The sequence below is a fragment of the Mycoplasma sp. 5912 genome (assembly GCF_054353835.1).
Window position 1 is genome coordinate 1 of sequence record NZ_JBTHHI010000006.1, and the last position, 25,144, is coordinate 25,144.

The window sequence follows — 25,144 nt, forward strand, 5'->3', positions numbered from 1 at the left end:
AATATGCAGAGATGATACAATGTTAATTTTCTGTTAATTTTTATGTCCTTGTTTATTTCATTCTATTAAAATAAATAAAAAAATATTAGAATATTTTGATAATGATGAGTATAAAACACTTGAAGAACAAGAAAAGATAGTAAAAAATATAATTTATGTTAATTTAATAAATAAAGAACGCAGAATAGCTGTAAAGAAAACAGATATTAATTGAAAACCTAACTTTTCTGATTCAAATGATTTAAATAACATAATTAAACTGCGCGAAAATATAAAAACAAACGATGATAATGTTTCGCAATGGAAAGAATATAAATCAGGTGGATATGATGATAATAAGGATTATGTCTTTATTTCACATCAATTAGAGAAAGTTAATGTTCTTATAGAAGAAAATTGTGAATTTGAAGTAGATAATAACAAAATTAAATGAAACAAGACAAATTTTATATATTCATATAATCAATATATTCCTTCATTTTCATATATACTTAGACAAAAACTTCAAGAAAAATTTAATGAAGTTTTTGATGGGAGTGATTTTCAAGGGAATTTTTATCAAAAGGATAAAGAAGATCTAAAATATTCATTAGAAGAAAATCAAAACTTGATAGATAAATGTAATGAACAAAAGAGTTGAATCTGACCCATTTCAATTAAAATTATATATGCTGAAAATAAGCATTGACAAGTCTTTAAAGCACCAATAAAACTGCAATATTACCTTAATAACAATTTGGGAAATCCAAAAACTGACTTTGTTAATACCTATCAGTTATATAAAGAAGAAATAGATTTAAAACATTGGATTAAAAGTGAGTTTTCAAAAGAAAACACACAGGATATAAATCATCAGATAAAAGATGCTAAGGTTCTGGAATATGTTATGGAAATTATTGATTATAATTTCACAGTTAATTATTTTTATAATTTCTTTGTTAAAAATAAAGAACAAATATTAAATCATAAAATAACAGATATAAATAAATTAATGTATTTATACACAGAAAAATTAATTGAATATGATGAATTAATTAAATATTTAAAGAAGCAAAAAAATAACATTTATAAGAATATAGATAACGGTGAATTTATAAAATTAGTATCATCAAAATATAAATATGATATAACAAATTCAACATTGCTAAACATTTTCTATGAGACATTTCCTTGGTTTTATGATAATGGCGAAGTGTATTTTGACAACTGAATACCTGAAATAAATATTAAAAAAGCATTTGAGATTCTTAATTTATTGCTACTAAAATACAAATCAATGACAAAGAGCGAATTAGAATCACAATTAAATAAATTAACTGCAATAAATTACAGTCCTTTAAAAAGTCCATATATATCAAATAATATAAATAAAATTAAAATTTATCTAAAAGATGCTCCAACAATGTCTGAAGAAACATTTTTAGGCAGAACAGCAAAACTAAGACAAAGTTTAGAAACCTTAGTAAATTCAACAAAAAATGTTTCTAAATTATTAAAAGAAAAAGGATATCCTAATTTTTCCAAAACATATGAATGAACTTCTGAGCAAATACATAACAAAGAAAAAGAAAATTTTAGTTTTAATTTAACAAAAGAGAAGCAATTGTTAAGATTTGAATCAGAATTTGATAACAGTAAAAAAGGAGAAAAATAATGTCACATGCTGCAGTAATTACTCATAGCATCTGCATTGATGCAGAAAAACAAGAGTTAAATAAAATTAATGATGAAGTTACAGAACTTTATAACAATGCTTCATCTGAATTATTTCAAGAACAATGTAAAGAAATTTTAGAATCAGTAGCTGCAAGTTTAAATACGCTCGAGTCGTTTTCCGAGACAAGACAAATATATGAAAATCAAGTTACTGCTAGAGAAACAGAATTTCAATACCAAAAACACAGAATTTTTAAACAACTAGAAAATCTTAAATTAAATTTAAACTATATCGATGATATTTTTGCTCAAATTAAACAAGATGAAAGTGAAATAAATCGACTAATTTTAAAAGAAGGTTATATTGCAAACATCGCTATAGAAGAACTAAAAGAAACTGGTACAGTTATTACAACGAATGCACTGCAAGCCAAAATTTCTCAGATAAGAAATAAAGAGATTACTAAGCAAACATTGGATAAAACTAAAAGACATATTGAGAACTTAATTGAAGAATCTACATTAGATATAAAGATAAAATTCAAATTACTTGATGAGCTAGATACAAAGACTTCTCCGCAAGAAATAAGTGATTTATTAGCAGTAATACAAGAGTTAAATTATCGTAATAATTTAACCCAAAGAAAAATAAATACCTATAAAGAAGTTTTAAAAGAAAACGGGTATCATTTAAAAGGTACACCAGATGTTATTACAATTACTGATGACAAAGGTGAATTGCGAGTTTCATTTGCATATGTTCTAAATTTTAAAAATAATAAAGATAATAGATTTAAAATTATTTTCAATCTAGATGACAGTGTACAATATGATATAGGGGATTATGAGAAACATATGTGTGTTACATTATCAGAAAAGATTCAGCAAGCAGTCTCTAAAAAAGGATATTTATACAAAGATATTAAAATACTTCGTAATATTATCAATGCAAAACCATTATTAAAAGCAATGCAGCAAACCATAAAATCTGGAGTAAAATAATGTATAATTCTTTAAAGAAATTAGCAATTAAACTGCAAGAAAAGAATCTTGTAGTTATCTCAGGGAATGTATATGATACATATTATTATAAAGATGAACATGATAATAAAAAAGAACATAATTTAGATCAACATATAATTAATTTGTTTGAATCGTTAGGTTATCTAAGGATAACTAAATTTAGTCCTGGATATGGTGAATTCCAATTATATCCAGAAGTTATCACTTCTGAATATGAAACAGATGAAGAAGAAAACAGTATCGATTTGTTGACATATATGAGAAGATTGCTTGAAAGCATTGTTGAATTTAACAAGAACAAAGTTTCTAAAAAAGCGAATCCAAATGTATATATTATTGATTTTTCAGATATATTAATTTCTAATACAGCAACGAATTCGCCTGAGTTAATTGAAGTTATTAGTGGAATATTATCAGTTATTTTAACTAACATTAAATCTGAAAAACTGATTAATAATGCAGATATTAATAAACAAAATAAAGTGATTTTTATAGCAAAAAATGAGCAAAATATCTTTAGTGAATTAGTTAAGGATAATCCTGAGGCTGCAGTAGTTCACATCAATAAACCAAATCAATACGAGCGATCATATATAATAGAAAACACATCTGAAAATTTCATTGTTTCTGATGTAAGTAAATTACAAGAAATAAAAAGCAAAGAGCACTCGCAGGCAGTAGGATTAACATCACAAAAAACATGCCGTGAAATAATGCAAATTGGTCGAGTTTGATGAACAGGAAGTAATAAATTCACATATACTGAAAAATATAACCTTATTCATTATAATAAAAAAGAATCAGAGTGACAGAAAATTAATCCTGTAAACCTCAAAAACTTTGAAATTGAGATAAGAAAAAGAGTATTAGGTCAAGATGGAGCAATTGCTAAAATAAAGCAAACATTAATTTCATCATTTATTGGTTTAAATGGTATCTTGCAATCGCAAAAGTTATCCAAACCAAAAGGAATTTTATTTTTTGCCGGACCCACAGGGACAGGTAAAACCGAAATATCAAAAGCATTAGCAGAATTTGTTTTTCACGATGAAAATAAATTGCTTCGTTTTGATATGTCAGAATATAATCATGAACATTCTGATCAAAGATTAATTGGTGCTCCACCAGGATATGTAGGATATGATTCAGGTGGAGAGTTAACTAATAAAGTGAAGGAAAATCCATTTTCTATTTTACTTTTCGATGAAATTGAAAAAGCACACCCGAAAATACTAGATAAATTCTTACAAATCTTAGAAGATGGTAGATTGACATCTTCTAAGGGAGAGTTAATAGACTTCTCGGAAACTTTTATTATTTTTACGTCCAACATTGGCGCAAATAAAGTATCTCCAGATGATTCAGTTATAAATGTTGAAAAGAATTTTAGAAAAGAAGTTGTAAATTATTTTAATAATCAACTACAAAGACCAGAATTATTAAATCGTATCGGCCATAGAAATATCATAGCATTTAACTTTATAACTGATGATAATATCATAAAACAAATAATTAAAATTAACCTTGTTAAACTACAAAAACAATTGAAGTCATTATATGAGTTAGAAATGAGAATAGCAGACTATGAAAATGTAATAAATGGTTTGTTAACCAAAACAAAAACAAAAATTGATAAAAAATTAGGGGCACGTGGAATTATTACAGGTTTAGATGAAATTTTAATTGATAAAGTTAGCGATTTTATTTTTGAAAACTTTACAAACATTCGAACAAGCAAACAAACAACATTAAATATAGAGTATAAAGAAGGTGAAATCTTTTTAAATTTGGAATAAATTTATTTTTTAACTGTGTCACAGTTAAAAAAGTTTTTAATATTTTATTAATTTGACTAATTGAGCAACTTTAGAAGTTATTTTATGATCAAAAGTATTAATATTATATTTGAGATGTTTAAGAACTTTTATATTATTGAAATTACCAAATCTGCTAATATGTACCAAAACTTTATATATATCTTGCTTTAGAATTTTTAAAAAATATTCTGCTTCTTTTTTATCATCAAATTGATAAAAACCCACAGATTGTGTAACATTAAAATTTGTAGTTATAAAAGGAAGGAAATAAGTAGAAAGCGGAACTATAATAAGATATTTATCAAAGATATCTTGTTTAATTTTTGCATATCTTATTTGTTTAATAGTATGAATTGTCGGATATTTAAATTCTTGATCTTGGTTATCACTAAGCAATATACTTTTAGTAAAGTTGTGTAAATCACAGCGATATTTAAATCCTGTAGGGTCATTATTGATTAATAATTGAACTAAATCTAATGTTTCTTGTGATATGTATAAAGGTATAAATGGTAAACTTGGATAAATTACTACATTTTCTTGAATGTCTTTTTTAAGAAAACTATTATATATGGTGGTTTTATGATCAAAAATACCTTTTTGTCATACAAAAACACAAAAAGAAGAACCGACTTTATTAAAATATCTTTTTACATCATTGTCAATCACAATAAAACTCCCATTTTTAAGAAGTTTTTTCAATGTAGTATTATGGTTGTTGAAAGACATTCAATTGTTCGGAGTTATAAAACATAAATATCCATTATCCTTTAATAAATCAATAGAATATTCAATAAATTTATTTGATAAACTTCTATTTTTGTTTCCGCCACCTGAATATGGTGGATTTGCTAATATTAAATCATATTTTATATTAAATTCATCATTTAAATCAAAAGCATCACCACATCTTAGATGTGGTGGATTCAATAATTCCTTGCAATTATCAACTCTTAACTCGCTTATTTCATTAAAATAAATATTATTAAGTTGTGTTTTTGTAGCACAATATGCACCAAAATTACCATTTCCAGAGCACGGATCAAGAATTTTTAAGTCTTTCCTGCTTCATAACTCATTTGGGATATAATTTATCATTTTTTCAACACATTCCATTGGAGTACATATATCATCCCGAGATTTCATATGATTTTGATCTTCATTTAGTTTATTTAAGAACTCTTTTATTTTCTGGTATTCAAATTGATTGTTTACCTCTGTATTATTAATATTATTTTTTTTCATACTATTTCTTTCTAGTCATTTTGGATTGAATATTTGCTATTGGTTTTTGATGAAATTGATTTAAATATATGTTTAATAACCTATCTTCTACGAAAATGCTTGCAGGAGAAGCAACAAAAGCGAATTCACCATAATATTCTACATGCAGTGGTTTTTGAGGTTGATATAGATATAATTTGAATTCTAACCTTGTGCTTACAAAGGATTGTAAAATCTTTATATTAGCTGTAGATGCAGTTCTTCAGTTAACAACAGTACCACAATTATAAGATTGCAATCTATATATAAATGGTGTTCTAGTTTGACCAAACTTAATAATATATTCATTATTATCTATATATGCTGTTATCATATAAACAACACCCACTTCGTTTTCGAAAATTTCTTTTGCTTTTTCATTATGAAAATCAAAAGCTACTATTTTTTTATTATATCGTTTGTCATCCTTAATTATTAACGGTTTTGCTTTTAATTTACAAATAAATTGAAAATCTTTAATTCCTTCAAACTTGAAATCTGACAATTTAGGTTGAGTTATGACATCTTGATATAAAAACGGGGTGTCATTTTTGTTTTCAAAGAAAACAAATTTTTCAATGCATTTATATAATCAACACCAATTTTTGATTCATATGTTGATTCATCTATTTTATTACAAAGTTGTTTTAGTTGCTCAATATCTCTCATTGATTATCCTTAATATATAATATTCTATTATAAATTTTTAAAATAACTGATAAAAATTTTGGTTGTGAATTACCTTGTGACTAAAAATAAATTACAATATTAAACGAGACAAACATAAAGAATTCAGGAAGTTTTACATCCAATATGATAAAATTTTAATAAAAGGAAATAAAATGCAAATTAATAAAATTTACCACCTAGACTGTATCAATTTGTTCAAGCAAATGAAACAAAATCATATTAGTGTTGACTGCATTATTGCAGATCCACCTTATAATATAAGTCGTAAAAATAATTTTCATACTATTAATCGACAAGGAATTGACTTTGGTAATTGAGATAAAGATTTTGATCAAACACACTGAATTAAAGAAGTTAAAGTGCTTTTAAAACCTGGTGGTAGTATTTTGATATTTAATGATTGAAAAAACCTTGGAGCAATTGCTGAAGCACTAAATCAAAGCGGTTTAATTGTTAAGGATTTAATTCGTTGAATTAAACCTAATCCGATGCCTCGAAATATTAATAGAAGGTATATAACAGACTTTGAATTTATTATTTGAGCTGTTAAACCTGGAAAAAAATGAATTTTTAATTTTGATAATAACAAAGATTATCCATATAAAAAACCTGAATATAATTTTGCAGTTGAAAATTCTAAAATCGTAAGGATTCATCCGACTCAAAAACCAGAAAAACTAATTATGGAATTAATTAAAACACATACGAATAAAGGTGATTTGATTCTTGATCCTTTTATGGGTAGTGGAAGCACAGCAATAGCAGCAATAAAATTAGGAAGAAATTTTATTGGTAGTGAAATAAGCGATGACTATTTTAAAAAATCACAGAAAAGAATATTAAAAAATGCAAAATAAACATATACGTTCTCCGCTTAATCATTTAGGTAATAAATATCGTATTTTAGACATTATTTTTACTAATTTACCTAGTATGCAGGCAAGTACGAAATTTGTTGATGTTTTTGGTGGTAGTTTTAATGTTGGTATAAATAGCCCATTTAAAAATGTTATTTATAATGAATATGATAAAGCACTTTTTGAAATATTAACATCTTTTTTATATACAGAATTTGACATAATAGACAAAAAAATCAACGAAAAACTAGAAGAATATCAACTAAGTTATAAAAAAAATTATAAAGAAAATAAAGAGAAGTATTTAGTTATAAGAAATGACTATAATGAAACTAAGGATATAATATTATTAATAATATTAGTATTTTTTAGTTTTAATTCAGAATTGCGCTTCAATAAAAAAGGTTTTTTTAATGTTCCAATAGGAAAAAGTGGTTATACCAAATATAGAAGAAGTAATTTAATAAAATTTATAGAATTATCCAAAACTAAATTAATTCAAACATATAATTTAGATTTTGAAGATTTAGTGCTTGATTTAATTTCAAAGTATAAAACAGATCAAATTATATTTTATTTTGATCCCCCATACCTTATTTCAAATGCTACATATAATAATAATTGAAGCATTGATGATGAAAAAAGGTTGATAAAAATCTTGCAAAAATTAAATGATAAAAAATATAAATTTATTTTATCTAACTTTATAAAAAATGGAGATGTTGAAAATAATATATTAAAAGAATTTTTAGAAAAAAATAAAAATTTTGTTATAAAAGAAGTTCCCACAAATTATAAAAGTAGCAATTATCAAAGAACCTCAAAAAATACAACGGAGATATTAGTAAAAAATTATGAAGCATAATGTCAAATTATGAAAGATAGGTGATACATCCTGGAGAAAAAATAATCAAATTGCTTTGTATAATTTTGTCATAGATTATATATATAAACAAAATATAATTTCTGATTTATTAGGCGAATATCAAAACTTTTGAAATGTTTGTGTAAAAGAAGGATTTAAACAAAAAAATACAAGTTATTTAGAAAAAGATATAAATTTACTGTTTAAGACTTTAAGAAACTTTAGCTTAATAAAAAAGAATGAAAAAAAAGAAAAAAATATAACACTTTTGAAAAATCGGGATGGTAGTTTTTTTTACAATATTCTTAGGGGAGCTAATGAAGATAGCGAAATTTTTAGATTATTAGATTTATTTGGACAATATTTTGGTATTTCATCAGACACCTTTATTTGAATCTGCTTATTTTTAAAATTTAATACAAAGGATATAAATGATAAATTTCAAAGTAAATACCCATTTCAAGAACTCTTTACTTCATTATGCAAAGAAAAATTTATGTCTAAATATGACTTAATAAATTTACATTTTGCTATTGAAGAACATCAAAGTGAAAAATGAAAGGAATTTAATTTTAGAAAGAAGATAAAAAATTGAAAATTTTATAATATTTTAAGTGAAAAAATTAAAGATAAAAATTATGATAAAGAATGAGAAATTAATTTTGAGAGAATTTTTTCATTAAAAAACTCAGAAAAAATTATAAAAATTTTAACTTTAATAGTAAAAAAAAGATTGCATCTTGAATGAAAAGTTCAAAATCAAAAACAAATTATTGATTTTTTTAAGAATATACCTTTTAATGAATTTAATGAACAAGTTAGTTATTATTCTGATATATTAACAGCAAAGGAGGAATATTTAAACCTAACTTTATATTGATTAGAAAACCTTGAAATTTTTACAATAGATTATAATAATAACGAAAAATATTTAACTTTTAGAAATGATGAGATAAGAAATTTTTTTAAATTTCTTATTCTTGAAGATAAACAAATACTTTTAAATAATTTGACTACAACATCGCTAGAAAACTTTGTTGAACAAATTTTAAAAATATTTAAAAACTATATTAATCAAACAAATATTCAAAAATATCAAAAAGCACTTATACCACCTTTTGATTTAGAAGAAGTAGTTAGCTTTATTAAAAATGGTATAAATATAAATACTTATCTACATAAGATAAAATTAGACCAATCTAAAGAAAAATGAGAACATTTAAATGGTATTTCTCGAGCAATTTTAACTGAATATTTTATTAATTTATATGTTTGATATATAACAAAAGAAAAATATTGATATGTTAATTTTCCAGAATTTCAAGACTTTGCTAACACATTACTAGATTATAATCTATATCCTAAAATGACAGCACCTGGTGGACAACCAGATGCATCTTTTGTTTCAAAAGAACTAAATATTATTGTAGAAACTACAATTTTAAATAACAAAAGTCAATTAATAAAAAATGAAATTGAACCTAATAAACGACATGCATTTGAAATATGGAAAAATAATAAAGTTAAAACAATAGTATTATTATTTAGCGAAACAATTTTCAAGAGTTTTTTGCAATATTTATATTTTGCTTTCGATGAAAGTAAAGATTTAATAAAAGAAAATAATACAAATTTATGGGTAAATACATCCAAAATGATTACTATAAAACCAATATTAATTCAAGAATATTTTCAAAACGTTAATAATTTCACTGACCATATAATAGAACTTTTAGAAAATATAGAAAAAACTAATAATCTTATTAAAGAACAAATTGTTAATAATGATAATTTTAATGATGATAATGTAACAGAATTAATGTTTATAGAAGCAATTACAAAATAAGGAGAAAAATGTTAAATATTGTTTTATACCAACCGGAAATATGTCCTAATACAGGAAATATTATCAGAACTTGTTATGCTATCGGGGCTAAATTGCATATTATTAAGCCGATATCCTTTGATTTGCACCCAAAATGACTCAGACGTTATGGTGCTGGTAGAATGCTTTCTGATATACCTCATGAAGTTCATTTTAGCTATAAAGATTTTGCTAAAAAATACACAGATAAAAAAATTTTTTATGTAACTAGATATGGTTTAAAAAGTTATACAGACATTGATTATAAAAGAGTTTATGATGAAGAAAATGAAGTTTGATTAATGTTTGGAAGAGAATCGACAGGCATTGATAAACATATTTTAGCATCCCATTTAGATGACTGCATACGTATTCCGATGGTTTCAGCAATGCGTTCGATAAATTTAGCAAATAGTGTTTGTATTTTAGGTTTTGAAGTAATGCGACAACTTAATTTTCAAAATTTATCAAGATACGAAGTAGAAAAGGGAAAGGATTTTTTATTACAATTTCAAGATGTTAACAAGTAGGGCAAACGAGAAAATCAAGTTCTTAAAGAAATTACAGTTAAAAAAGTATCGTGAGAAAGAACAGAAATTTCTTATATATGGACAACATTTAATAGAGGAAGCATTAAAAAAAGATATAGTAATTGAAATATTTGAAACACCATCACAACAACTTTATCCCAAATCTACATTAATATCCGAATCCTTAATAGAATATTTATCAGAAACAAAATCCCCATCAAAATGCCTTGCATTATGTGATAAAAGTAAACTTAAAAATCAAAGATCAAATAAAATAGTGGCATTAAATAACTTACAAGACCCTGGAAATGTAGGAACAATAATAAGACTCGCTAAGTCATTTGATTTTGATACAGTTATTGTTGAAAATCTAGATGTATATTCGGATAAAGTAATTCGTTCAAGTCAGGGTGCAATATTTGATGTTAATGTTATCACTACAAATAATTTGTATCAATATTTAATAAGCATAAAAAATAACTTTTTTATCTATACTACAGCATTAAATAACAAAGCAGTGTCACTAAATAATGTTAATTTTAGAGAGAAAAACATCATAATAGTTTTTGGTAACGAAGGGCAAGGTATTTCAAATGAAATTCTGAAATTATCAAATCACAATATTTATATACCGATTTCTTTTGAAAGTTTAAATGTTGCAACTGCAGCAGCAATAATAATGAATAAAGTAAGGAACGGATAATGAAAATAAATGATATATTAAAAAAAATTTATGAAAAAATTGATGGTTCAACCGTGAATATCACCTTAGAAGGATATAGTCCTGAACAAGTAAATAAAATTTTTTCAGAAATTATTGACGAACTATTAATTGCAAGCAGTAAAATAGAGCAAAAAGATCAAGAAATAAATACATTAAATGATGAAATAAAAAAACTACAAAAGCAATTAAGCGAAAGTGATTATGAAAAGAACAGACTAACAAATAAGCTGAGTTTATATAAAAAGGACGAAAATGATCGAAAATAAAAATGAATTTGAACAACTAATCCAATGATATCCTGGACATATGGCAAAGGGTTTTAGACAAATAAAAGAAAATTCAAAATTGGCAGATATATTTATTGTGGTTTTAGATGCAAGATGTCCAATAAGTTCATATAATGAAGATTTTGATCAAATTTCACCACAAAAACCAAGACTTTTTATTATCACAAAAAGCGACTTAATGGATGTAAGCAAAAAACAACAAATACAAAAAAGATTTGCCAATGAACAACTTTTATGACTTAATTTGAGGAATAAGAGATCAAAAAATATAATTTTAAATAAACTAAAACAGATGAACAAGGAACGGATGGCAAAAGATAAAACCAAAGGAATTATTCAAACAAAAATTAAGTCTTTTGTTGTAGGAATACCTAATTGTGGAAAGAGTACATTGATTAATTTAGTTTCATCAAAAGCGACATTAAAAGTTGCTAATTTCCCTGGAGTTACCAGAGAACAAAAATGAGTAGTAAATAATGAATTTTTGTTTTTAGATACACCAGGGATATTATTACCAAGGTTTAATGATCAAGAAACAGCTGTTAAATTACTCACTATAGGTTCAATAAAATTAGAAAATTTCCCCATAGCGAGCGTTGCTAACAAAATATGAGCACTATTATCTAAATATTATCCACAAAAATTAATCGAAATAGGTATGCAACCACAAGAAGATGTTAGCAAAATTTATAATCTGTTTTATGATTATGCTCAAAAATTTAATATCTATAAAGAAAAAGGTAAAATTGATTTACCAAAAGCACAAAATCATTTTGTACAATGGGTAAAAAAATTAAAAGGTGTTACATTTGATTAATTTTGTCAAAGAATCATATTTTATAAAAAAATCTGAATTTATAGGATATGTATTTTCGATAAAATCTAAAAGACAAATACCAGAATATTTAGATTTTGTTAAAAACCAACACAAAAAAGCTCGTCATACAGTATATGCTTATATAACTTCGCAAAACGGTGTTCAATCAGCAGGTTATAACGATGATGGAGAACCAAAAAATACTGCTGGAAAACCTATTTATCAACTGTTACAGCTTATGAAGCTTGAAAATATTTTAGTTGTTGTTGTAAGATATTTTGGTGGTATAAAATTAGGTGTGGGTGGTTTAATTAGAGCCTATAGACAAGCAAGCTTATTAGCAATAGATAAATTTAAGGAGAAAAAATGATTAAATTAACCAAACAAAGAGATGATTCTTTATTGTTAAAACCAGCATTCGAAGGAATGGATTTTCCTGATTATGTAGGTGAGAAAGAGTTTTGTGTAACTAACAATCACGCTACAAAAGAAGCATATGTATATATTAAGAAAGAAGATCAAAATATTTTTTCTTTAAAAGAGTGAATTAAAAACTTTGCAAGCAATTTAAATTTTGATTATCAAATTGATTTAGAGGCATTTGCATCACTTTTTAACAAAGAACAGTTACTTCGTTTATTTGTTTTTGGGATATATTTTGCAAAAGCAAAATTATTCCAAAAACACTATGAGCAAGAAGAAAAAGTTGAAAAAAACATCGTGATTTTAGATGTAGATTTAGATGAGAAAACATTTGAAATATTTAATAACTTCAAAATAGTTGCTAAAGCAGTTTCAGATGTCCGAAATCTACAAATTACACCAGAAAACTTCCTAAATTCTGAGCAATTAGCCGCACATATTGCAAGTGACTTTAGCGGAATAGAAAATTTAGAAGTTAAAATTTTAACTAAAAAAGAAATACAAGAACTAAATATGGGACTTATTTTATCCGTAAATCAAGGAAGCACCCACGAACCAAGAGTTGTTATTGTTAAATATTTAGCAAATCCAGAAAGCCGGGAAATCACATCTGTTGTAGGTAAAGGAATCACATTTGATACAGGTGGAGTTAATACAAAAGGATATCATATGAACGGAATGAAATATGATATGTCAGGTTCAGTTATAGTTGCATATGCTGTGAAAGCACTTGCTCAATTGAAAGCTAAGGTTAATGCATATGCTGTTATGTGTATTACAGACAACAGACTTGATGGCGATGCATCACTACCAGAAAATGTTTATCAATCGATGGCTGGTAAATGAGTTGAAGTTGTTGATACTGATGCAGAGGGTCGTTTAGTGCTTGCTGATGGGATTTTTTATGCAGCTGAAAAATTAAATTCTACTACGATTATCGATGTAGCAACATTAACTGGAACAATTTTGACAGCATTATCAAATGTTTATACCGGGATATGATCTACATGTGATAAAAAATGAGATGTATTTAGTGAATCAGCCAAAAAAGCACAAGAAAAAGTATGAAGAATGCCGTTTCACAAAGACTTTGATACAGGAAATAAAGGTTCAAAAGTTGCTGATCTAGCAAATTGATCAAGCAAGGTTCGTTCTGATTCAAATCAAGCTGCATTATTTCTAAAAGAGTTTACAAAAGGAGTGGATTTTATTCATTGTGATGTTGCTGGAACAGCAGATAAAAATGGTATACCACAAGGAGAATTGGTAGCAACATTGGTTGAAGCTATATTAAGGTTGCAGAAGTAGGGAATTTTGGTTGATAATTCACATGGGTATAAAAATGAATCGTTAATTGTTGAATTAATAAATGGTAAGAGAATAAAAGATCTTAGTATTGTATTTAAACATTTTATAGAGGATATTTGTCTGGATAACAATTTAAAATGCGATTCAAATACAAAAGTTTTTGCTAGGCTCGCTGAAAAAGAAAAAGATAATCAATCTGGTAAAAAAGTAAATACAAAAATTGATATATTTATATATATTGATAGCAGAAAATTTTCTATAAGCACAAAAATAGGTTCAGCAATAGTATACATCAAGAATCAGTTGGTAGTTTTGTGAAATGAATCCAAACATCTTCTTTAAAAATTATTCCAGGTTTTTCTGTTAATGACATTAAATTGTTAATATGAGGTGATGGAACATTGGATGGTTCATCAAAGATTGAATATGATTCACACGGAAATGTTAAGGGAAGATTCACAACAAAGGAATTTAAGAAATTATTCCCTGAGAAACATCTGCTTATATGTAAGTTTTTTGATAATAATAAATCAATGCTCATAAATAGAGCATTATTTACAGGAAAAACAAGCACACAGGTAGATTATGTGTATCATGGTAATTTTATGTCAGGTTATTGAGCGAGTAGAGATGATATTTTAAAATACAATCTTAATAATCCCTTATATACTAGTACATTTAATATAGGTCGTTTGTCTTTTCAAACCTATAATGCATATAAGAAAGGAACAATAGCTGGGTCAAAAAAGAGAGGGCAAATACAGTTTAAGTATTCAACGATGCTTTCTGATATACAGGATATAATGTTGCAGCGAAAAAACAGTATTGGAAAACTTGGTGGTGATATAGAAGAATTTAATTTTGTAAAATATATGAATCATCACAAAGAAAATTCCTATTGAAAAATTCTTAGATTTCATCTGAATCTTCGTGATGATAAGGAATATTATATTATTAATATCGTAGAGAATAAGTACTCAAATTTAGCCAACAAAAAAGTAAAATGTAAGAGTGATTGCTATATTATAGAAACCCAAAAAACATTAGATAGAGACTTTTTGTTATTAAATCAATATATCTTGACCGAAAAGAATCTCAAATATGTAAGTGATTATAAAATAGTCCAAAATTCTGGTATATCAATTAAGATGAAAACATCTAAAAATTTTACATATTCAAAATTAAGTATCAAGACTTTTATAAAAACATTTTCCGATTATATTGAAAATGTTACTTTTTATGCAACTATACTTCTGCTTTACACAACCGAAAAAGAAAAACAAAGAAACAGTAAAATTTTAAACGATCTAATAGTTGATAGAACAGAATTTGATTTGTTTATATTGAAAAGATATAATATTAAAAGTATAAACGATGTGAATCAGTTAGTTAAGTTAAAAAATGAAGCAAAGAAAGAAATTAATAACATTATCTTGAATAATAAAAAAATATATGATGGAATTTTTTATGGTAAGGGATGATTCGAGGAACCTTTTTGTAGTAGTTTCACATTTATAGATAGTAAGTTGCTACCTATAGATATTTATCCATACAGAATAGATAATGGTTCAGGAAGAAGTAGAGGGATTTACACAATAATATTTAAACCCCATTAACTTATTTATTTGTCTTATCTATAAATAAGTTTTTTTGAATATTTCTTTGCAAAGTTAAGATTAAATTTCTAGCTATTAATTCAACTACAGGAATTACAATAGAATTCCCAATTTGCATATAACTTCTATTATAGTTTTCTCGTATTATATAACCATCAGGAAAACCCATTAATTTTAAAAACTCTCTAATAGAAAATTTTCTCATATATTTATATATAACAGGAACATTATTACCCCCCGTCCCCATTTTTGCAGTTAAACAAGGAGAGATACCATTTCTACTTAAAGAAACTTTTGATGGACGAATGTTATTTGCTATTATTGGTTCATCATTCAATGTGGAGTTTTTAAATTTAAATTCTTCTATATGTTTATTTATGTTGTTTATTGCAATTTTACTTATGTTTTTTTGTATTTTTAGTTTCAATTATATCTTTGAGTGTGTTTTTTAATTTCTGTTTATTCGGAAATATAGAATCAAATGTGTCTATATTTATACTTTTATGAATTCCGACACAATATCATCTGTTTCGGTTTTGCGGAATATTATAATCTTTTGCATTCAATAACTTTCAACTTACATTATACCCCAATTCATTAAGAGTTTCTAGTATTACTTTTAGTGTATTACCGTTGTCATGATTTACTAAACCAGGAACATTTTCTAATATAAAAGAAATGGGTTGTTTATCCCTTAAAATCCTTGCAATTTGAAAAAACAGTATACCTCTGTCATCATCAAAGCCCAATCTCTTACCTGCTGTAGAAAAAGGTTGACAAGGAAAACCGGCACATAATATTTGGTGTTCCGGTATATCATTAGAATTTATTTTAAATATATCACCAGCAGGAAATTCGCCAAAATTATTTTGATAAGTATCAGAAGCATATTTATCAATTTCTGATGAAAACACACATTTTGCACCTACATTTTCTAGTGCTATTCGAAAACCACCTATACCAGCAAATAAATCAATAAATTTAAACTCCATAAAATTATTTTATCATATCTTTTATAAGGTTAAATATTGATGTTATAACAGGTGGGGAAACTGCATTTCCAGATTGTTTATAAAGTTGTGTATCACTAATGTTAATAGATTTTATGTTATCAACAAAAGGTTTGTTAAATCCTTGTACATAGAAGTTTTCAGAAGGTGTAAGTTTTCTAATATAATATTTATTTTTTTTCTTTATTAATATTTTTGTTGTATCTGATCTTGCTAATAATGTAGGTGAAATACCATTTGGATGATGTATTCTTCTTTGTCTTTCATGATCATTATAAATATCCTTTGGCAGTTGAAAAAGTCTTATGATTTTTTGTTCTTTGGAAACATCACAATAATCGATTCTTAGGCTATTTAAAAATTTATCTAATTTTTCTGATTTAATAAAATATTTTTCATCTACATCTTTCTCTAGAACATCTGATAAAACTATAAACTTATCAGATGTCTTGATATTTTTAAAGAAATTAAAACTTCTAAACTTATTATTCTTGTTTAGTTCTTGCTTGATAAAATCAACTTTTTTATTTTTATCATTTATATATTTTTGGCTTTTATAATCTAATATTCCAATAATGTAAGTTCTATTGCGATTCTGTGGGACTTGAAAATTTGCTGAATTTAAAATGCTAAAATCAATCGTATATCCAATTTCGTTAAGAATTTTTAGAATTGATAATATAGTTTGTCCGTGATTGTGCGAAACTATATTCTCGACATTTTCTAACAAAATAACTTTAGGTAGTTTTTTCTTGATTATTCTTACTACTTCAAAAAATAGAGTTCCCCTTTTAGTATTAAATCCTTGTCTTTTTCCAGCAATACTAAAAGATTGACAAGGAAAACCAGCAATTAAAATATCGTGATTAGGGACATCTTCTTCATTTATTTTTGTAATATCTCCTACAATATTAGCATCTATAAAATTTGATAGGTAAGACTTTGTTGCAAATTTATCTATTTCTGAAGCAAAAACAAACTCTGCATTTATTTCAGAGTTCAAAATACCAACTTCAAAACCACCTATGCCAGAGAACAAACTAGCAATTTTATAAGTCTTATCTTTATGCTTCATATTATCCTTGATATAGTTATTTATCTATAATCTTTCCACTAATACGATGTCTTTTTTCATCTATTTCGACTATTTCTGTGTCTACTATCATTCCTACATAAAATTGCTCATAGATTGAGCTACCTAGTAAATTAGCATCTTTTTTTGGAACAAAAAGATGTTTTTTAAGTCCAATATAAATAAATAAACCAAAATCAGTTACATTTTCAACTGTACCTTTTAATTTATTACCTGGGTTCAATTCTCATTCATCTAGATAAAAATCTTTTACCAAAAAACCAGTTTTATCTTTATCAAAATTCTTTATCGGATTAGATAAAGCATCCAGAATCAGTTTAATATCATATTCGTTTGAATTAAATTCATCAATAAGTTGTTCAATATTTAAATGTGAAACATCTATTCCTTTTTCGTTTGGTATTAGATTGTATTTGTTAATAATTTTATTTGCTAAATCATATGATTCAGGGTGGATGAAGGTTTTGTCTAAAAAGTTATCTGAATTAAAGATTCTCAAAAAACCTATACACTGTTGATAAGTTTTTTCACCCAATCCTTTGATAGATAGCAGTTGCTTGCGATTTGTAAATACACCATTATTTCTACGATGTTCAAGTATTTTTTCAACATTTGCTTTGTTTAAGCCTGAAACATAAGACAAAATTGATTTTGTTGCTGAGTTTAAGTCCACTCCAGTTTCATTTACTACCTTATTTACCTTGTGATTTAGTGATTCTTCGAGTTCTTTTTGGTTTACATCATGTTGATATTGCCCCACACCAATTGATTTAGGATCGATTTTTACTAGTTCATTTAGTGGGTCTAAGAATTTACGTCCGATATTGATCGCACTACGCTCTTCAACGGATAAGTTAGGAAATTCTTCTTGGGCTACTTTTGATGCAGAATAAACACTAGCTCCAACCTCTGAAACCACAGTTCATTTAACTTTAATTTTTCTTTTTTTGATAAATTCAGCGATAAATCTCTCTGTTTCTTGTGAAGCTGTTCCGTTTCCTATAACGACTATATCTATTTGTGGAAACTGAGCAAATAATTCTTTTAATTTACCAGTAGCACTCGGTTGATTATTGTTTTCTTTACTATAAAACCTTGTAAAAGAAGGAAAAATTTTATCTACTTTTAAAACATCTCCGTTTGGATTTAAAACAGCAATTTTGCAACCATTTTTATAACCAGGATCGATTGATAAAACTGTATGTCCGTATGTTGCAGGAGCAGTTAGAAGTTTTTCAACTGAGTTAGCAAAAATCTGAATTGCTTTATGTTGTGCTATTTCAAAAAGTTCATTAAATATTTCTGTTTCAATCGAAGTTAAAATAAGTCGTTTTAAAGCATCCTGTAATGGTAAAAGTAGATTTTTTTCATTAATTTTATGTTTATCAACTATCCTTAAAATACCATTTATAATAGGTTCTTTTTTATATTCAAAGTTTTTAGTTATGATTTTTAGCTTGCTTGCTCGATTAATTGCAAGTATGTTATAGTTTTTAACATCTCTAATGTGTCGATCAAATTTATAATAACTTAAAAACTTATTTTCAGGGTCTTCTACACTTTTGTTTCGTTTAGTTTTTAAATGAGCATTCTTAATGATATATTTTTTAACAAAATCTCTAACTTTAACATCTTGAGATATATTTTGAGCAATAATGAAATTAGCCTGTTCAATAGCAAAATCTATTGATGTAATCTTATCATTTAAATATTTTGAGGCCTCATTGTGGATGTTAAATTTAGGATTTTTATTATTTAAAATACTATCTGCAAGTGGTTTTAAACCCAATGAAATAGCTTGACTGGCTTTTGTAATTTTACCAACTTTAAAGGGTTCATAGATTGCTTCTAACTCGCTTTTTGTTTGTGCTTTAAAAATCGCATTTTTGATTTCATTTGTTAGCAAATCTTTTTCTTTAAGTATTTCAATGATACTTTCTTTGCGTATTTCAAGTTCAACATTATACTTATATTCTTTTTCTATTTCAAAAATTTGTTCTTCATTTAAACCCTTTGTTTCATCTTGACGGTATCTAGAAATAAAAGGGATTGTATTTCCTTCTTGCAGCATCGATAAAACTTTGTTTACTTGAAATGTTGTGATTCTTAGTTTTTCTGATAATAAATTAATTACTTTTTGATTCATATGCTTCCTTTTGAATAAGTTTCTTAAAGTCCTTTTTTTCTTTATTTGTTTTTGCTTTCATCGCATTTAATTGTGTTTTAACATCATCTTTATTTATAATTGGTATTTGTTTTTTAGCAAAATCATCAAGCATTGAAATTGTTTCATTAATTTTATCATCCGTTATAAATATAATATGAGATTCTAAATCATTTATCTGTATATCCGAAATATACGGAACAATAATTAAATATGCATATGGAACATTTTTACCAATAATCTTGAAGGTATGATTAAGATTTCTTTGTGCTTGTAAGATAGGGTTATTTACAAAATTTGGTTTTTTGTGATTTTTGTTATATATTTTAAGTTTATCATCAGTTCATGAACCTACTATTTCTCCTTGATATAACTTAATTTCGCATATGACTAAAAAAGAATCAGAAATTAAATATCCATCTGTTTCGAATGCTTTTTGTTGATAATAAAAAATTCCACCATTTACATATTCAAAACTCTTTTTAACTAATGCTTTTTTGATTGCTTGCGAAATTTTTTGTTCATATATATGTCCTTTTTTATTGCTTTTGTAATCGTATTTGTATTTTCATATCAAATATCAAATCACAAGGGTTATAAAAAGTAAAGTAAAAAAACTAATAAAAAAGATGGTTAAAATTAAGTGTGTTTTTCAATCCATATTACTCCGATTAAAAAATTGAACTATTTATGTTCAATTTTACCATTTTGGTTTGATTCTTCACATTTTTCCATACATTCTGCTTTTTTATTTTTAAAACCAATAATTTTTAGCACACAAGGATTAAATCATCGAGCAGTCAATCCTTGCATAAACATATAGAACGCAGGAGCAAATAAACCACCTAACATCATTGAAATTGTTGCAGAAATTACTGAATTTCGATAAACAGATACTACTGCAGCATCAGAAACAGAATTTGTTGCATCTTTGATAACATGATAGCCTTGCAAAGTGTTTTGAATTTGTAAGTATCCATCTGAAGCGATGTTGTTTTCAAAAGCAAGAACAGGTAATTGTTGTGCTAAACCACGAAATGGATTAATGGCTACCGAACCAGCTAAAAGTCCCATTCATACAGTAAGAGAAAAAATAAACATTATTAAGATATCACGGTATTTATCATTTATATTAGGCGAAAAAATAGGAAAAAGCAAGATTGCAGTCATAATTAGTTCAATAAAAAATATTCATATCGAACCACTTAGCATTGCATAATTAGGTGTTCAGTCTCCACGGAAAAAGTAATATGCTTTTTTGGTAGCAGTTATTGTATTTCAAGGTTGATTAGATAAATAACCAATATGATGTGCTGCTGTTGCTTTACCAACACCAAAAATAATAGCACCAGCAACAATTGCCGCAAGCATTTGAATAAATATTTTATATGATACATATCAACCTGTTTGACTACCACTCAAATATCGATACATCGATACGGCCGGATTTAGGTCGCTACTTCATCTGATGAAAATAAATAAAACTAAACCAACAGCGATAAACCCTGCATAAAAACCGACTACAATTGGATGTAATAAAAAGTTTTCTATTGTTAAAGGAGAACCTTGTCCTTTTACAACAGTTATATTAGTAGATAAACCCGCAAGCAGTAATGTTAATAATAATGTTCCAAAAAACTCTGAAAAACCATGAATAATTCAAGATTTTATATCTTTGGGACGCTCTGCAGATGTTCTGTTTTTTCTTCTTAGTTTAAAAAAACTAAAAACACTTGGTTTGGGTGAATTACAAGTTTTATCCATTATGTTTCCGTTCTTAATTTTGATTTAGTTTTTATTTCAAACATTATTTTATTTCTATTAATTATATAAATAATATAAATGGTGATTAAACATAAATAATAATGTTATTTATTTAATGATTATTATATACCTTTTTATACAAAAATAATATAAAATAATGTGTAGTCATATGAATTCATTTCCTTTTTTGGTTCATTTACAGTTTATTTTGTAAAAAAATAAATAATAAAAACGGAGAAATGATGAAAGATGTAATTTTATATTTTAGTACAAAATTTAAAGGCGACCAATATCAAATTTATAAACACATTCAAAATGGTAGTCAGATTCCTAATAAAGAAATAGAAAATATTAAAAACAATCTAAGAAATTTAGGTATCGAATATAAAACAATTATCGAAAACAACTATCCTAAGGAGTTATATGAAATAAATGAATGTGTTTTTGCTATTTATTATCGTGGTAATTATGATTTAGTTGCTGCAAAAGAAAAATTTTATATTATTAATGAACTTTGAGACACTTATAATTGGAGCATAATAAACAAAAACCTTGATGTACTAGTAAAAGAAGTTGTATTGATAACCAATGATTACAAAAAGACCGAAAGTGAATTTGTAAATTTATTTCGATCTAAAGGAGGTAAAATCATACATTTAGCCAAGGAAGGTCTTGATAGTTATGATTATCGTGGAATGAATTTAGATAATGAACTTGTTATAAGTCAATATCCACCTGATACACATCCACAGATTAAATACTTTAAACAAAGTAATTTTATTGCAGCAACACTAGCAAAATGTTTGTTATCCTTGTCACTAAAAAAAGAATCTAAGTCAAATAATTTAATATCAGCATTTTTAAACTTAGGCAAAGAAATATTTTGCTTTCCAGGTTCTGATATTGATGATGGTAATAACCAACTTATTGCATCGGGTGCTAATCTGATTTGATCAATATCAAAGGTACTGAATATTTAAAAGAAGAGCGAATGCCCTTCTTTTGTTAATTTGATTTTCTTTCAGGGTATACTGAAACAAATTTTCTGTTTCTTCTGCTTTCGTATTTTATATAACCATCAATTAAAGTAAATAAAGTATCATCGCCACCACGCCCCACATTATTACCTGCATGGATTTTGGTTCCACGTTGTCTATAAATAATTGATCCAGCAGTAGCGAATTGTCCGTCACCTAATTTAGCACCTAAACGTTTTGAGTGTGAATCACGACCATTACGTGTAGATCCACCTGCTTTTGTCTTTGCCATTTCTTATTATCCTTGAATAGACACTATCTTAACACGTGTATATGGTTGACGGTGTCCAAGCTTTCTTTTGTGTGTTGATTTTGCATTGTGACGATATACTATAATTTTCTTTGCTTTACCTTGTTTTTCAATTGTTCCGGTTACAAAAGCATCTTTTAAATAAGGAGTACCAATCTTGGTATCTACAAGTAAAACCTTATCAAATTTTACTTCACTACCTTCTTCTCCATCGATTTTTTCGATAAAAATGGTTTGTCCTTCTTTAACTAAAATTTGTTTTCCACCTGTTTCAATAATTGCTAACATGCAATCCTCCAAAAAGTGGCTCGTCTTTAAGGTGAGCAATGCTACTTAAACCTTTTCAGAACGGTTACTCATGGTAACTGACATATTATATCAAAAAGAGTTTATATCCAAATTAAAAGATAATATAGTTTGTTTTAGAATTTGTTGTTGAACTTTTCTCATTATGACTTCATTTGTAAGTTGTTGTTTTATCTTTTATTTCACCATTTGCAGAAAATGCTGTTCTAAATAAACCTACTATTGAAGCAAGTGATGAAGCTAACAAAGGAATACCAGTGAGTAAACTTAAAAAAGCAAAACCTGGTTTAATCTTGTTAAGTTGTCTTCCTTTAATTTCTTGTAGTTGATTAAGTCTCATTTATACCTCCACTTTTATTATTAATAAAAATAAAATTAGCACTAAAATAGCACTAATTTTAATGTTCGACAAATTCGGTATTAAAGTTTCCGACAACTTGTTTTACCCTTGAAATTGATATTCAAATGTTTGGATCAATTAATTTTAAATCAGAAATTATGTTAGGTGTTTCTAAAATAAGCATAACTGTTGAAATTTTTGTTGCTTGTTTACCTGTATATCCTGATTTATAAGATTCTATTCGATATGAATGTCAGTAGTTTATTAGACGAAAGTAAGCTAATACTTTTTCAGGATTACAACTGATAATAGTGACATCAACTTTTTTATATTTTGGATAAAGAATATCAATAAAAACATTAACAATTAAAATATATAAAAATGTTGTTAATTCACGGATACCAAAATAAATTCGATGTGGACCACTCCCATTAACACTATTTTTATTGTTAAAAATTTCTTTCAGTTTATTTATATCTCAACTACCATTTATAAATGCATTATCCTTGTATACAGGCATATTTGCAATATTTGTAATAACCCTCCCTTCGTTATCTAATGGATTGGGATATAAATAGTTAGGTTTTAAAAAAGCAAAGATGATTAAAAATGTAATAGCAGTAGCAACTCCGATAATTGATAACACATGGCCTACATTTTTCTTTGATTTAACCGAAAAATAATAAGCAATAATATCAGTTCCACCGGTCGATCCACCCGATCTTCAAGAAATCGAGATACCTAAAGCAATAAATAATGCACCAATAAAAGAATAAACGATATTACTTCAGTTGCTTGTAGGTTCATTTCTTTCGGTAAATGTAATGAATTCCTGTAAGCCGACAGATATTACAGGGGTAGTAAAGAAAAGGTTAGTTAATATCTGAAATAACATAAACGTTAGGGTTAAAAAGATAAAGCTTTTTTTAATCCGTCATCCAAAAATTATAAATAACGGGATATTGAATGCTAAATATAACAAAGCAAAATAAGGTTCTACAGCAGGTACTGCATATTGAATTAATGTAGGTATTCCAGTAACACCAGATGGGATAGTTTCTGCACGTTTTAAGAAGATTTGAATTCCTGCATTAAACAATAAAGAAGCAATAAATATAAAGATTACCTTATTTCAGTATCTTTTGAACAATCTTTTAAAATTTAATCCATGATCTTTAGAATTTAAAAGATATACACCCATCTTGTATTTAAGATGATGTGTGTTATTTTCGATGTTTTCTAAATCGATATTATTGTTTATTTTTTTGTCTACTATATTAGCAACTTTATGCTCATCTAATGCTTTATTTATGTGAAACTCACAGCAATTATTATCATTTGAATTAGTATTATCTAATGAAGTCATATTGATATAATTTTATTCTTTTTTAATAAAAAAGAAATTTATTGTATTTTCAAAAATAACAATGTAACGGGAAA

General features: G+C 26.2%; 28 protein-coding genes. 15 read left to right on the forward strand and 13 right to left on the reverse strand.

Going from position 1 to position 25,144, the window contains the following annotated elements:
* Window positions 1–736: 736 nt before the first annotated feature.
* From ACXYRP_RS02575 to ACXYRP_RS02585, 3 genes are read left to right on the forward strand one after another with little or no spacing between them, the layout of a single operon-like run.
* Entirely contained in the window at window positions 737–1,654 is a 918-nt protein-coding gene (locus ACXYRP_RS02575; protein WP_458615152.1) for a hypothetical protein, read from the forward strand.
* The gene (locus tag ACXYRP_RS02580; RefSeq protein ID WP_458607405.1) at window positions 1,654–2,658 is read left to right on the forward strand and encodes a hypothetical protein; all 1,005 of its coding nucleotides are present in this window, start codon (window positions 1,654–1,656) and stop codon (window positions 2,656–2,658) included. Before ACXYRP_RS02575 ends, ACXYRP_RS02580 begins: the two co-directional genes overlap by 1 nt.
* Window positions 2,658–4,475 carry an AAA family ATPase gene (locus ACXYRP_RS02585; RefSeq protein WP_458598178.1) on the forward strand — a complete coding sequence of 606 codons (1,818 nt, stop codon included), beginning with the start codon at window positions 2,658–2,660 and terminating at the stop codon, window positions 4,473–4,475. The genes ACXYRP_RS02580 and ACXYRP_RS02585 overlap by 1 nt, the downstream gene beginning before the upstream one ends.
* Window positions 4,476–4,511: 36 nt before the next feature.
* On the opposite strand, the gene ACXYRP_RS02590 is transcribed toward ACXYRP_RS02585, so the two are convergent.
* From ACXYRP_RS02590 to ACXYRP_RS02600, 3 genes are read right to left on the reverse strand one after another with little or no spacing between them, the layout of a single operon-like run.
* Window positions 4,512–5,741, reverse strand: coding sequence for an Eco57I restriction-modification methylase domain-containing protein (locus tag ACXYRP_RS02590; protein ID WP_458615153.1), 1,230 nt, complete (start codon window positions 5,739–5,741; stop codon window positions 4,512–4,514).
* A gap of 1 nt (window position 5,742) precedes the next feature.
* Window positions 5,743–6,264 (reverse strand): hypothetical protein, encoded by a 522-nt coding sequence (locus ACXYRP_RS02595; protein WP_458614229.1) that lies wholly within the window; start codon window positions 6,262–6,264, stop codon window positions 5,743–5,745.
* Window positions 6,265–6,275: 11 nt separating this feature from the next.
* A complete protein-coding gene (locus tag ACXYRP_RS02600) occupies window positions 6,276–6,428 on the reverse strand; it encodes a hypothetical protein (RefSeq protein ID WP_458614228.1) in 153 nt (50 codons plus the stop codon).
* A gap of 224 nt (window positions 6,429–6,652) precedes the next feature.
* On the opposite strand from ACXYRP_RS02600, the gene ACXYRP_RS02605 reads away from it, so the two are divergent.
* The 11 genes from ACXYRP_RS02605 to ACXYRP_RS02655 are packed head-to-tail and all read left to right on the forward strand — an operon-like array spanning window position 6,653 to window position 15,740.
* Window positions 6,653–7,306 (forward strand): DNA-methyltransferase, encoded by a 654-nt coding sequence (locus tag ACXYRP_RS02605; RefSeq protein WP_458615154.1) that lies wholly within the window; start codon window positions 6,653–6,655, stop codon window positions 7,304–7,306.
* Window positions 7,296–8,171 carry a DNA adenine methylase gene (locus ACXYRP_RS02610; protein ID WP_458614227.1) on the forward strand — a complete coding sequence of 292 codons (876 nt, stop codon included), beginning with the start codon at window positions 7,296–7,298 and terminating at the stop codon, window positions 8,169–8,171. The genes ACXYRP_RS02605 and ACXYRP_RS02610 overlap by 11 nt, the downstream gene beginning before the upstream one ends.
* The gene (locus ACXYRP_RS02615) at window positions 8,161–10,017 is read left to right on the forward strand and encodes a hypothetical protein (RefSeq protein ID WP_458615155.1); all 1,857 of its coding nucleotides are present in this window, start codon (window positions 8,161–8,163) and stop codon (window positions 10,015–10,017) included. The genes ACXYRP_RS02610 and ACXYRP_RS02615 overlap by 11 nt, the downstream gene beginning before the upstream one ends.
* Window positions 10,018–10,025: 8 nt before the next feature.
* The gene (locus ACXYRP_RS02620; protein WP_435128789.1) at window positions 10,026–10,565 is read left to right on the forward strand and encodes a tRNA (cytidine(34)-2'-O)-methyltransferase; all 540 of its coding nucleotides are present in this window, start codon (window positions 10,026–10,028) and stop codon (window positions 10,563–10,565) included.
* A complete protein-coding gene (locus ACXYRP_RS02625; RefSeq protein ID WP_458598043.1) occupies window positions 10,552–11,268 on the forward strand; it encodes a TrmH family RNA methyltransferase in 717 nt (238 codons plus the stop codon). The genes ACXYRP_RS02620 and ACXYRP_RS02625 overlap by 14 nt, the downstream gene beginning before the upstream one ends.
* Window positions 11,268–11,555, forward strand: a complete 288-nt coding sequence (locus ACXYRP_RS02630) for a hypothetical protein (RefSeq protein WP_435128783.1) — start codon at window positions 11,268–11,270, stop codon at window positions 11,553–11,555. Before ACXYRP_RS02625 ends, ACXYRP_RS02630 begins: the two co-directional genes overlap by 1 nt.
* Window positions 11,542–12,393: a ribosome biogenesis GTPase YlqF gene (gene ylqF / locus ACXYRP_RS02635; protein WP_458598046.1), complete on the forward strand. Its 852-nt coding sequence runs from the start codon at window positions 11,542–11,544 to the stop codon at window positions 12,391–12,393. The genes ACXYRP_RS02630 and ylqF overlap by 14 nt, the downstream gene beginning before the upstream one ends.
* Window positions 12,386–12,772, forward strand: coding sequence for a YigZ family protein (locus tag ACXYRP_RS02640; protein WP_458614225.1), 387 nt, complete (start codon window positions 12,386–12,388; stop codon window positions 12,770–12,772). The genes ylqF and ACXYRP_RS02640 overlap by 8 nt, the downstream gene beginning before the upstream one ends.
* Complete coding sequence (locus tag ACXYRP_RS02645) at window positions 12,760–14,124, forward strand: M17 family metallopeptidase (protein ID WP_458614224.1); 1,365 nt, start codon at window positions 12,760–12,762, stop codon at window positions 14,122–14,124. Before ACXYRP_RS02640 ends, ACXYRP_RS02645 begins: the two co-directional genes overlap by 13 nt.
* 6 nt (window positions 14,125–14,130) lie before the next feature.
* Window positions 14,131–14,466: a hypothetical protein gene (locus ACXYRP_RS02650; protein ID WP_458598052.1), complete on the forward strand. Its 336-nt coding sequence runs from the start codon at window positions 14,131–14,133 to the stop codon at window positions 14,464–14,466.
* Window positions 14,439–15,740, forward strand: coding sequence for a hypothetical protein (locus ACXYRP_RS02655; protein ID WP_458598054.1), 1,302 nt, complete (start codon window positions 14,439–14,441; stop codon window positions 15,738–15,740). Before ACXYRP_RS02650 ends, ACXYRP_RS02655 begins: the two co-directional genes overlap by 28 nt.
* A 1-nt stretch (window position 15,741) precedes the next feature.
* Here ACXYRP_RS02655 and ACXYRP_RS02660 read toward each other — a convergent pair whose 3' ends face one another.
* The 6 genes from ACXYRP_RS02660 to ACXYRP_RS02685 are packed head-to-tail and all read right to left on the reverse strand — an operon-like array spanning window position 15,742 to window position 21,771.
* Window positions 15,742–16,167 carry a DNA cytosine methyltransferase gene (locus tag ACXYRP_RS02660; RefSeq protein ID WP_458615156.1) on the reverse strand — a complete coding sequence of 142 codons (426 nt, stop codon included), beginning with the start codon at window positions 16,165–16,167 and terminating at the stop codon, window positions 15,742–15,744.
* Entirely contained in the window at window positions 16,136–16,732 is a 597-nt protein-coding gene (locus tag ACXYRP_RS02665) for a DNA cytosine methyltransferase (protein ID WP_458614839.1), read from the reverse strand. Before ACXYRP_RS02665 ends, ACXYRP_RS02660 begins: the two co-directional genes overlap by 32 nt.
* A gap of 4 nt (window positions 16,733–16,736) precedes the next feature.
* Window positions 16,737–17,825, reverse strand: coding sequence for a DNA (cytosine-5-)-methyltransferase (gene dcm / locus ACXYRP_RS02670; protein WP_458598058.1), 1,089 nt, complete (start codon window positions 17,823–17,825; stop codon window positions 16,737–16,739).
* Window positions 17,826–17,841: 16 nt separating this feature from the next.
* Window positions 17,842–19,989 carry a helix-hairpin-helix domain-containing protein gene (locus ACXYRP_RS02675; protein WP_458615157.1) on the reverse strand — a complete coding sequence of 716 codons (2,148 nt, stop codon included), beginning with the start codon at window positions 19,987–19,989 and terminating at the stop codon, window positions 17,842–17,844.
* Window positions 19,970–20,668: an NERD domain-containing protein gene (locus ACXYRP_RS02680; RefSeq protein WP_458598062.1), complete on the reverse strand. Its 699-nt coding sequence runs from the start codon at window positions 20,666–20,668 to the stop codon at window positions 19,970–19,972. Before ACXYRP_RS02680 ends, ACXYRP_RS02675 begins: the two co-directional genes overlap by 20 nt.
* Window positions 20,669–20,691: 23 nt before the next feature.
* Window positions 20,692–21,771, reverse strand: coding sequence for an aquaporin (locus ACXYRP_RS02685; RefSeq protein ID WP_458615158.1), 1,080 nt, complete (start codon window positions 21,769–21,771; stop codon window positions 20,692–20,694).
* A 242-nt stretch (window positions 21,772–22,013) separates the two neighbouring features.
* On the opposite strand from ACXYRP_RS02685, the gene ACXYRP_RS02690 reads away from it, so the two are divergent.
* Window positions 22,014–22,751: a DNA-processing protein DprA gene (locus ACXYRP_RS02690; protein WP_458598066.1), complete on the forward strand. Its 738-nt coding sequence runs from the start codon at window positions 22,014–22,016 to the stop codon at window positions 22,749–22,751.
* 25 nt (window positions 22,752–22,776) lie between these two features.
* Here the strand turns inward: ACXYRP_RS02690 and rpmA are convergent, their stop codons facing one another.
* The 4 genes from rpmA to ACXYRP_RS02710 all read right to left on the reverse strand — a co-directional run bounded on the left by rpmA (window position 22,777) and on the right by ACXYRP_RS02710 (window position 25,070).
* Complete coding sequence (rpmA, locus tag ACXYRP_RS02695; RefSeq protein WP_458615159.1) at window positions 22,777–23,040, reverse strand: 50S ribosomal protein L27; 264 nt, start codon at window positions 23,038–23,040, stop codon at window positions 22,777–22,779.
* A gap of 6 nt (window positions 23,041–23,046) precedes the next feature.
* On the reverse strand, window positions 23,047–23,346 hold the full coding sequence (rplU, locus tag ACXYRP_RS02700; protein ID WP_435129922.1) for a 50S ribosomal protein L21: 300 nt from the start codon (window positions 23,344–23,346) through the stop codon (window positions 23,047–23,049).
* Between the two features lie 112 nt (window positions 23,347–23,458).
* Window positions 23,459–23,704, reverse strand: a complete 246-nt coding sequence (locus ACXYRP_RS02705; protein WP_435129919.1) for a hypothetical protein — start codon at window positions 23,702–23,704, stop codon at window positions 23,459–23,461.
* Between the two features lie 58 nt (window positions 23,705–23,762).
* Window positions 23,763–25,070 carry a YitT family protein gene (locus tag ACXYRP_RS02710; protein ID WP_458615160.1) on the reverse strand — a complete coding sequence of 436 codons (1,308 nt, stop codon included), beginning with the start codon at window positions 25,068–25,070 and terminating at the stop codon, window positions 23,763–23,765.
* Window positions 25,071–25,144 lie beyond the last annotated feature (74 nt).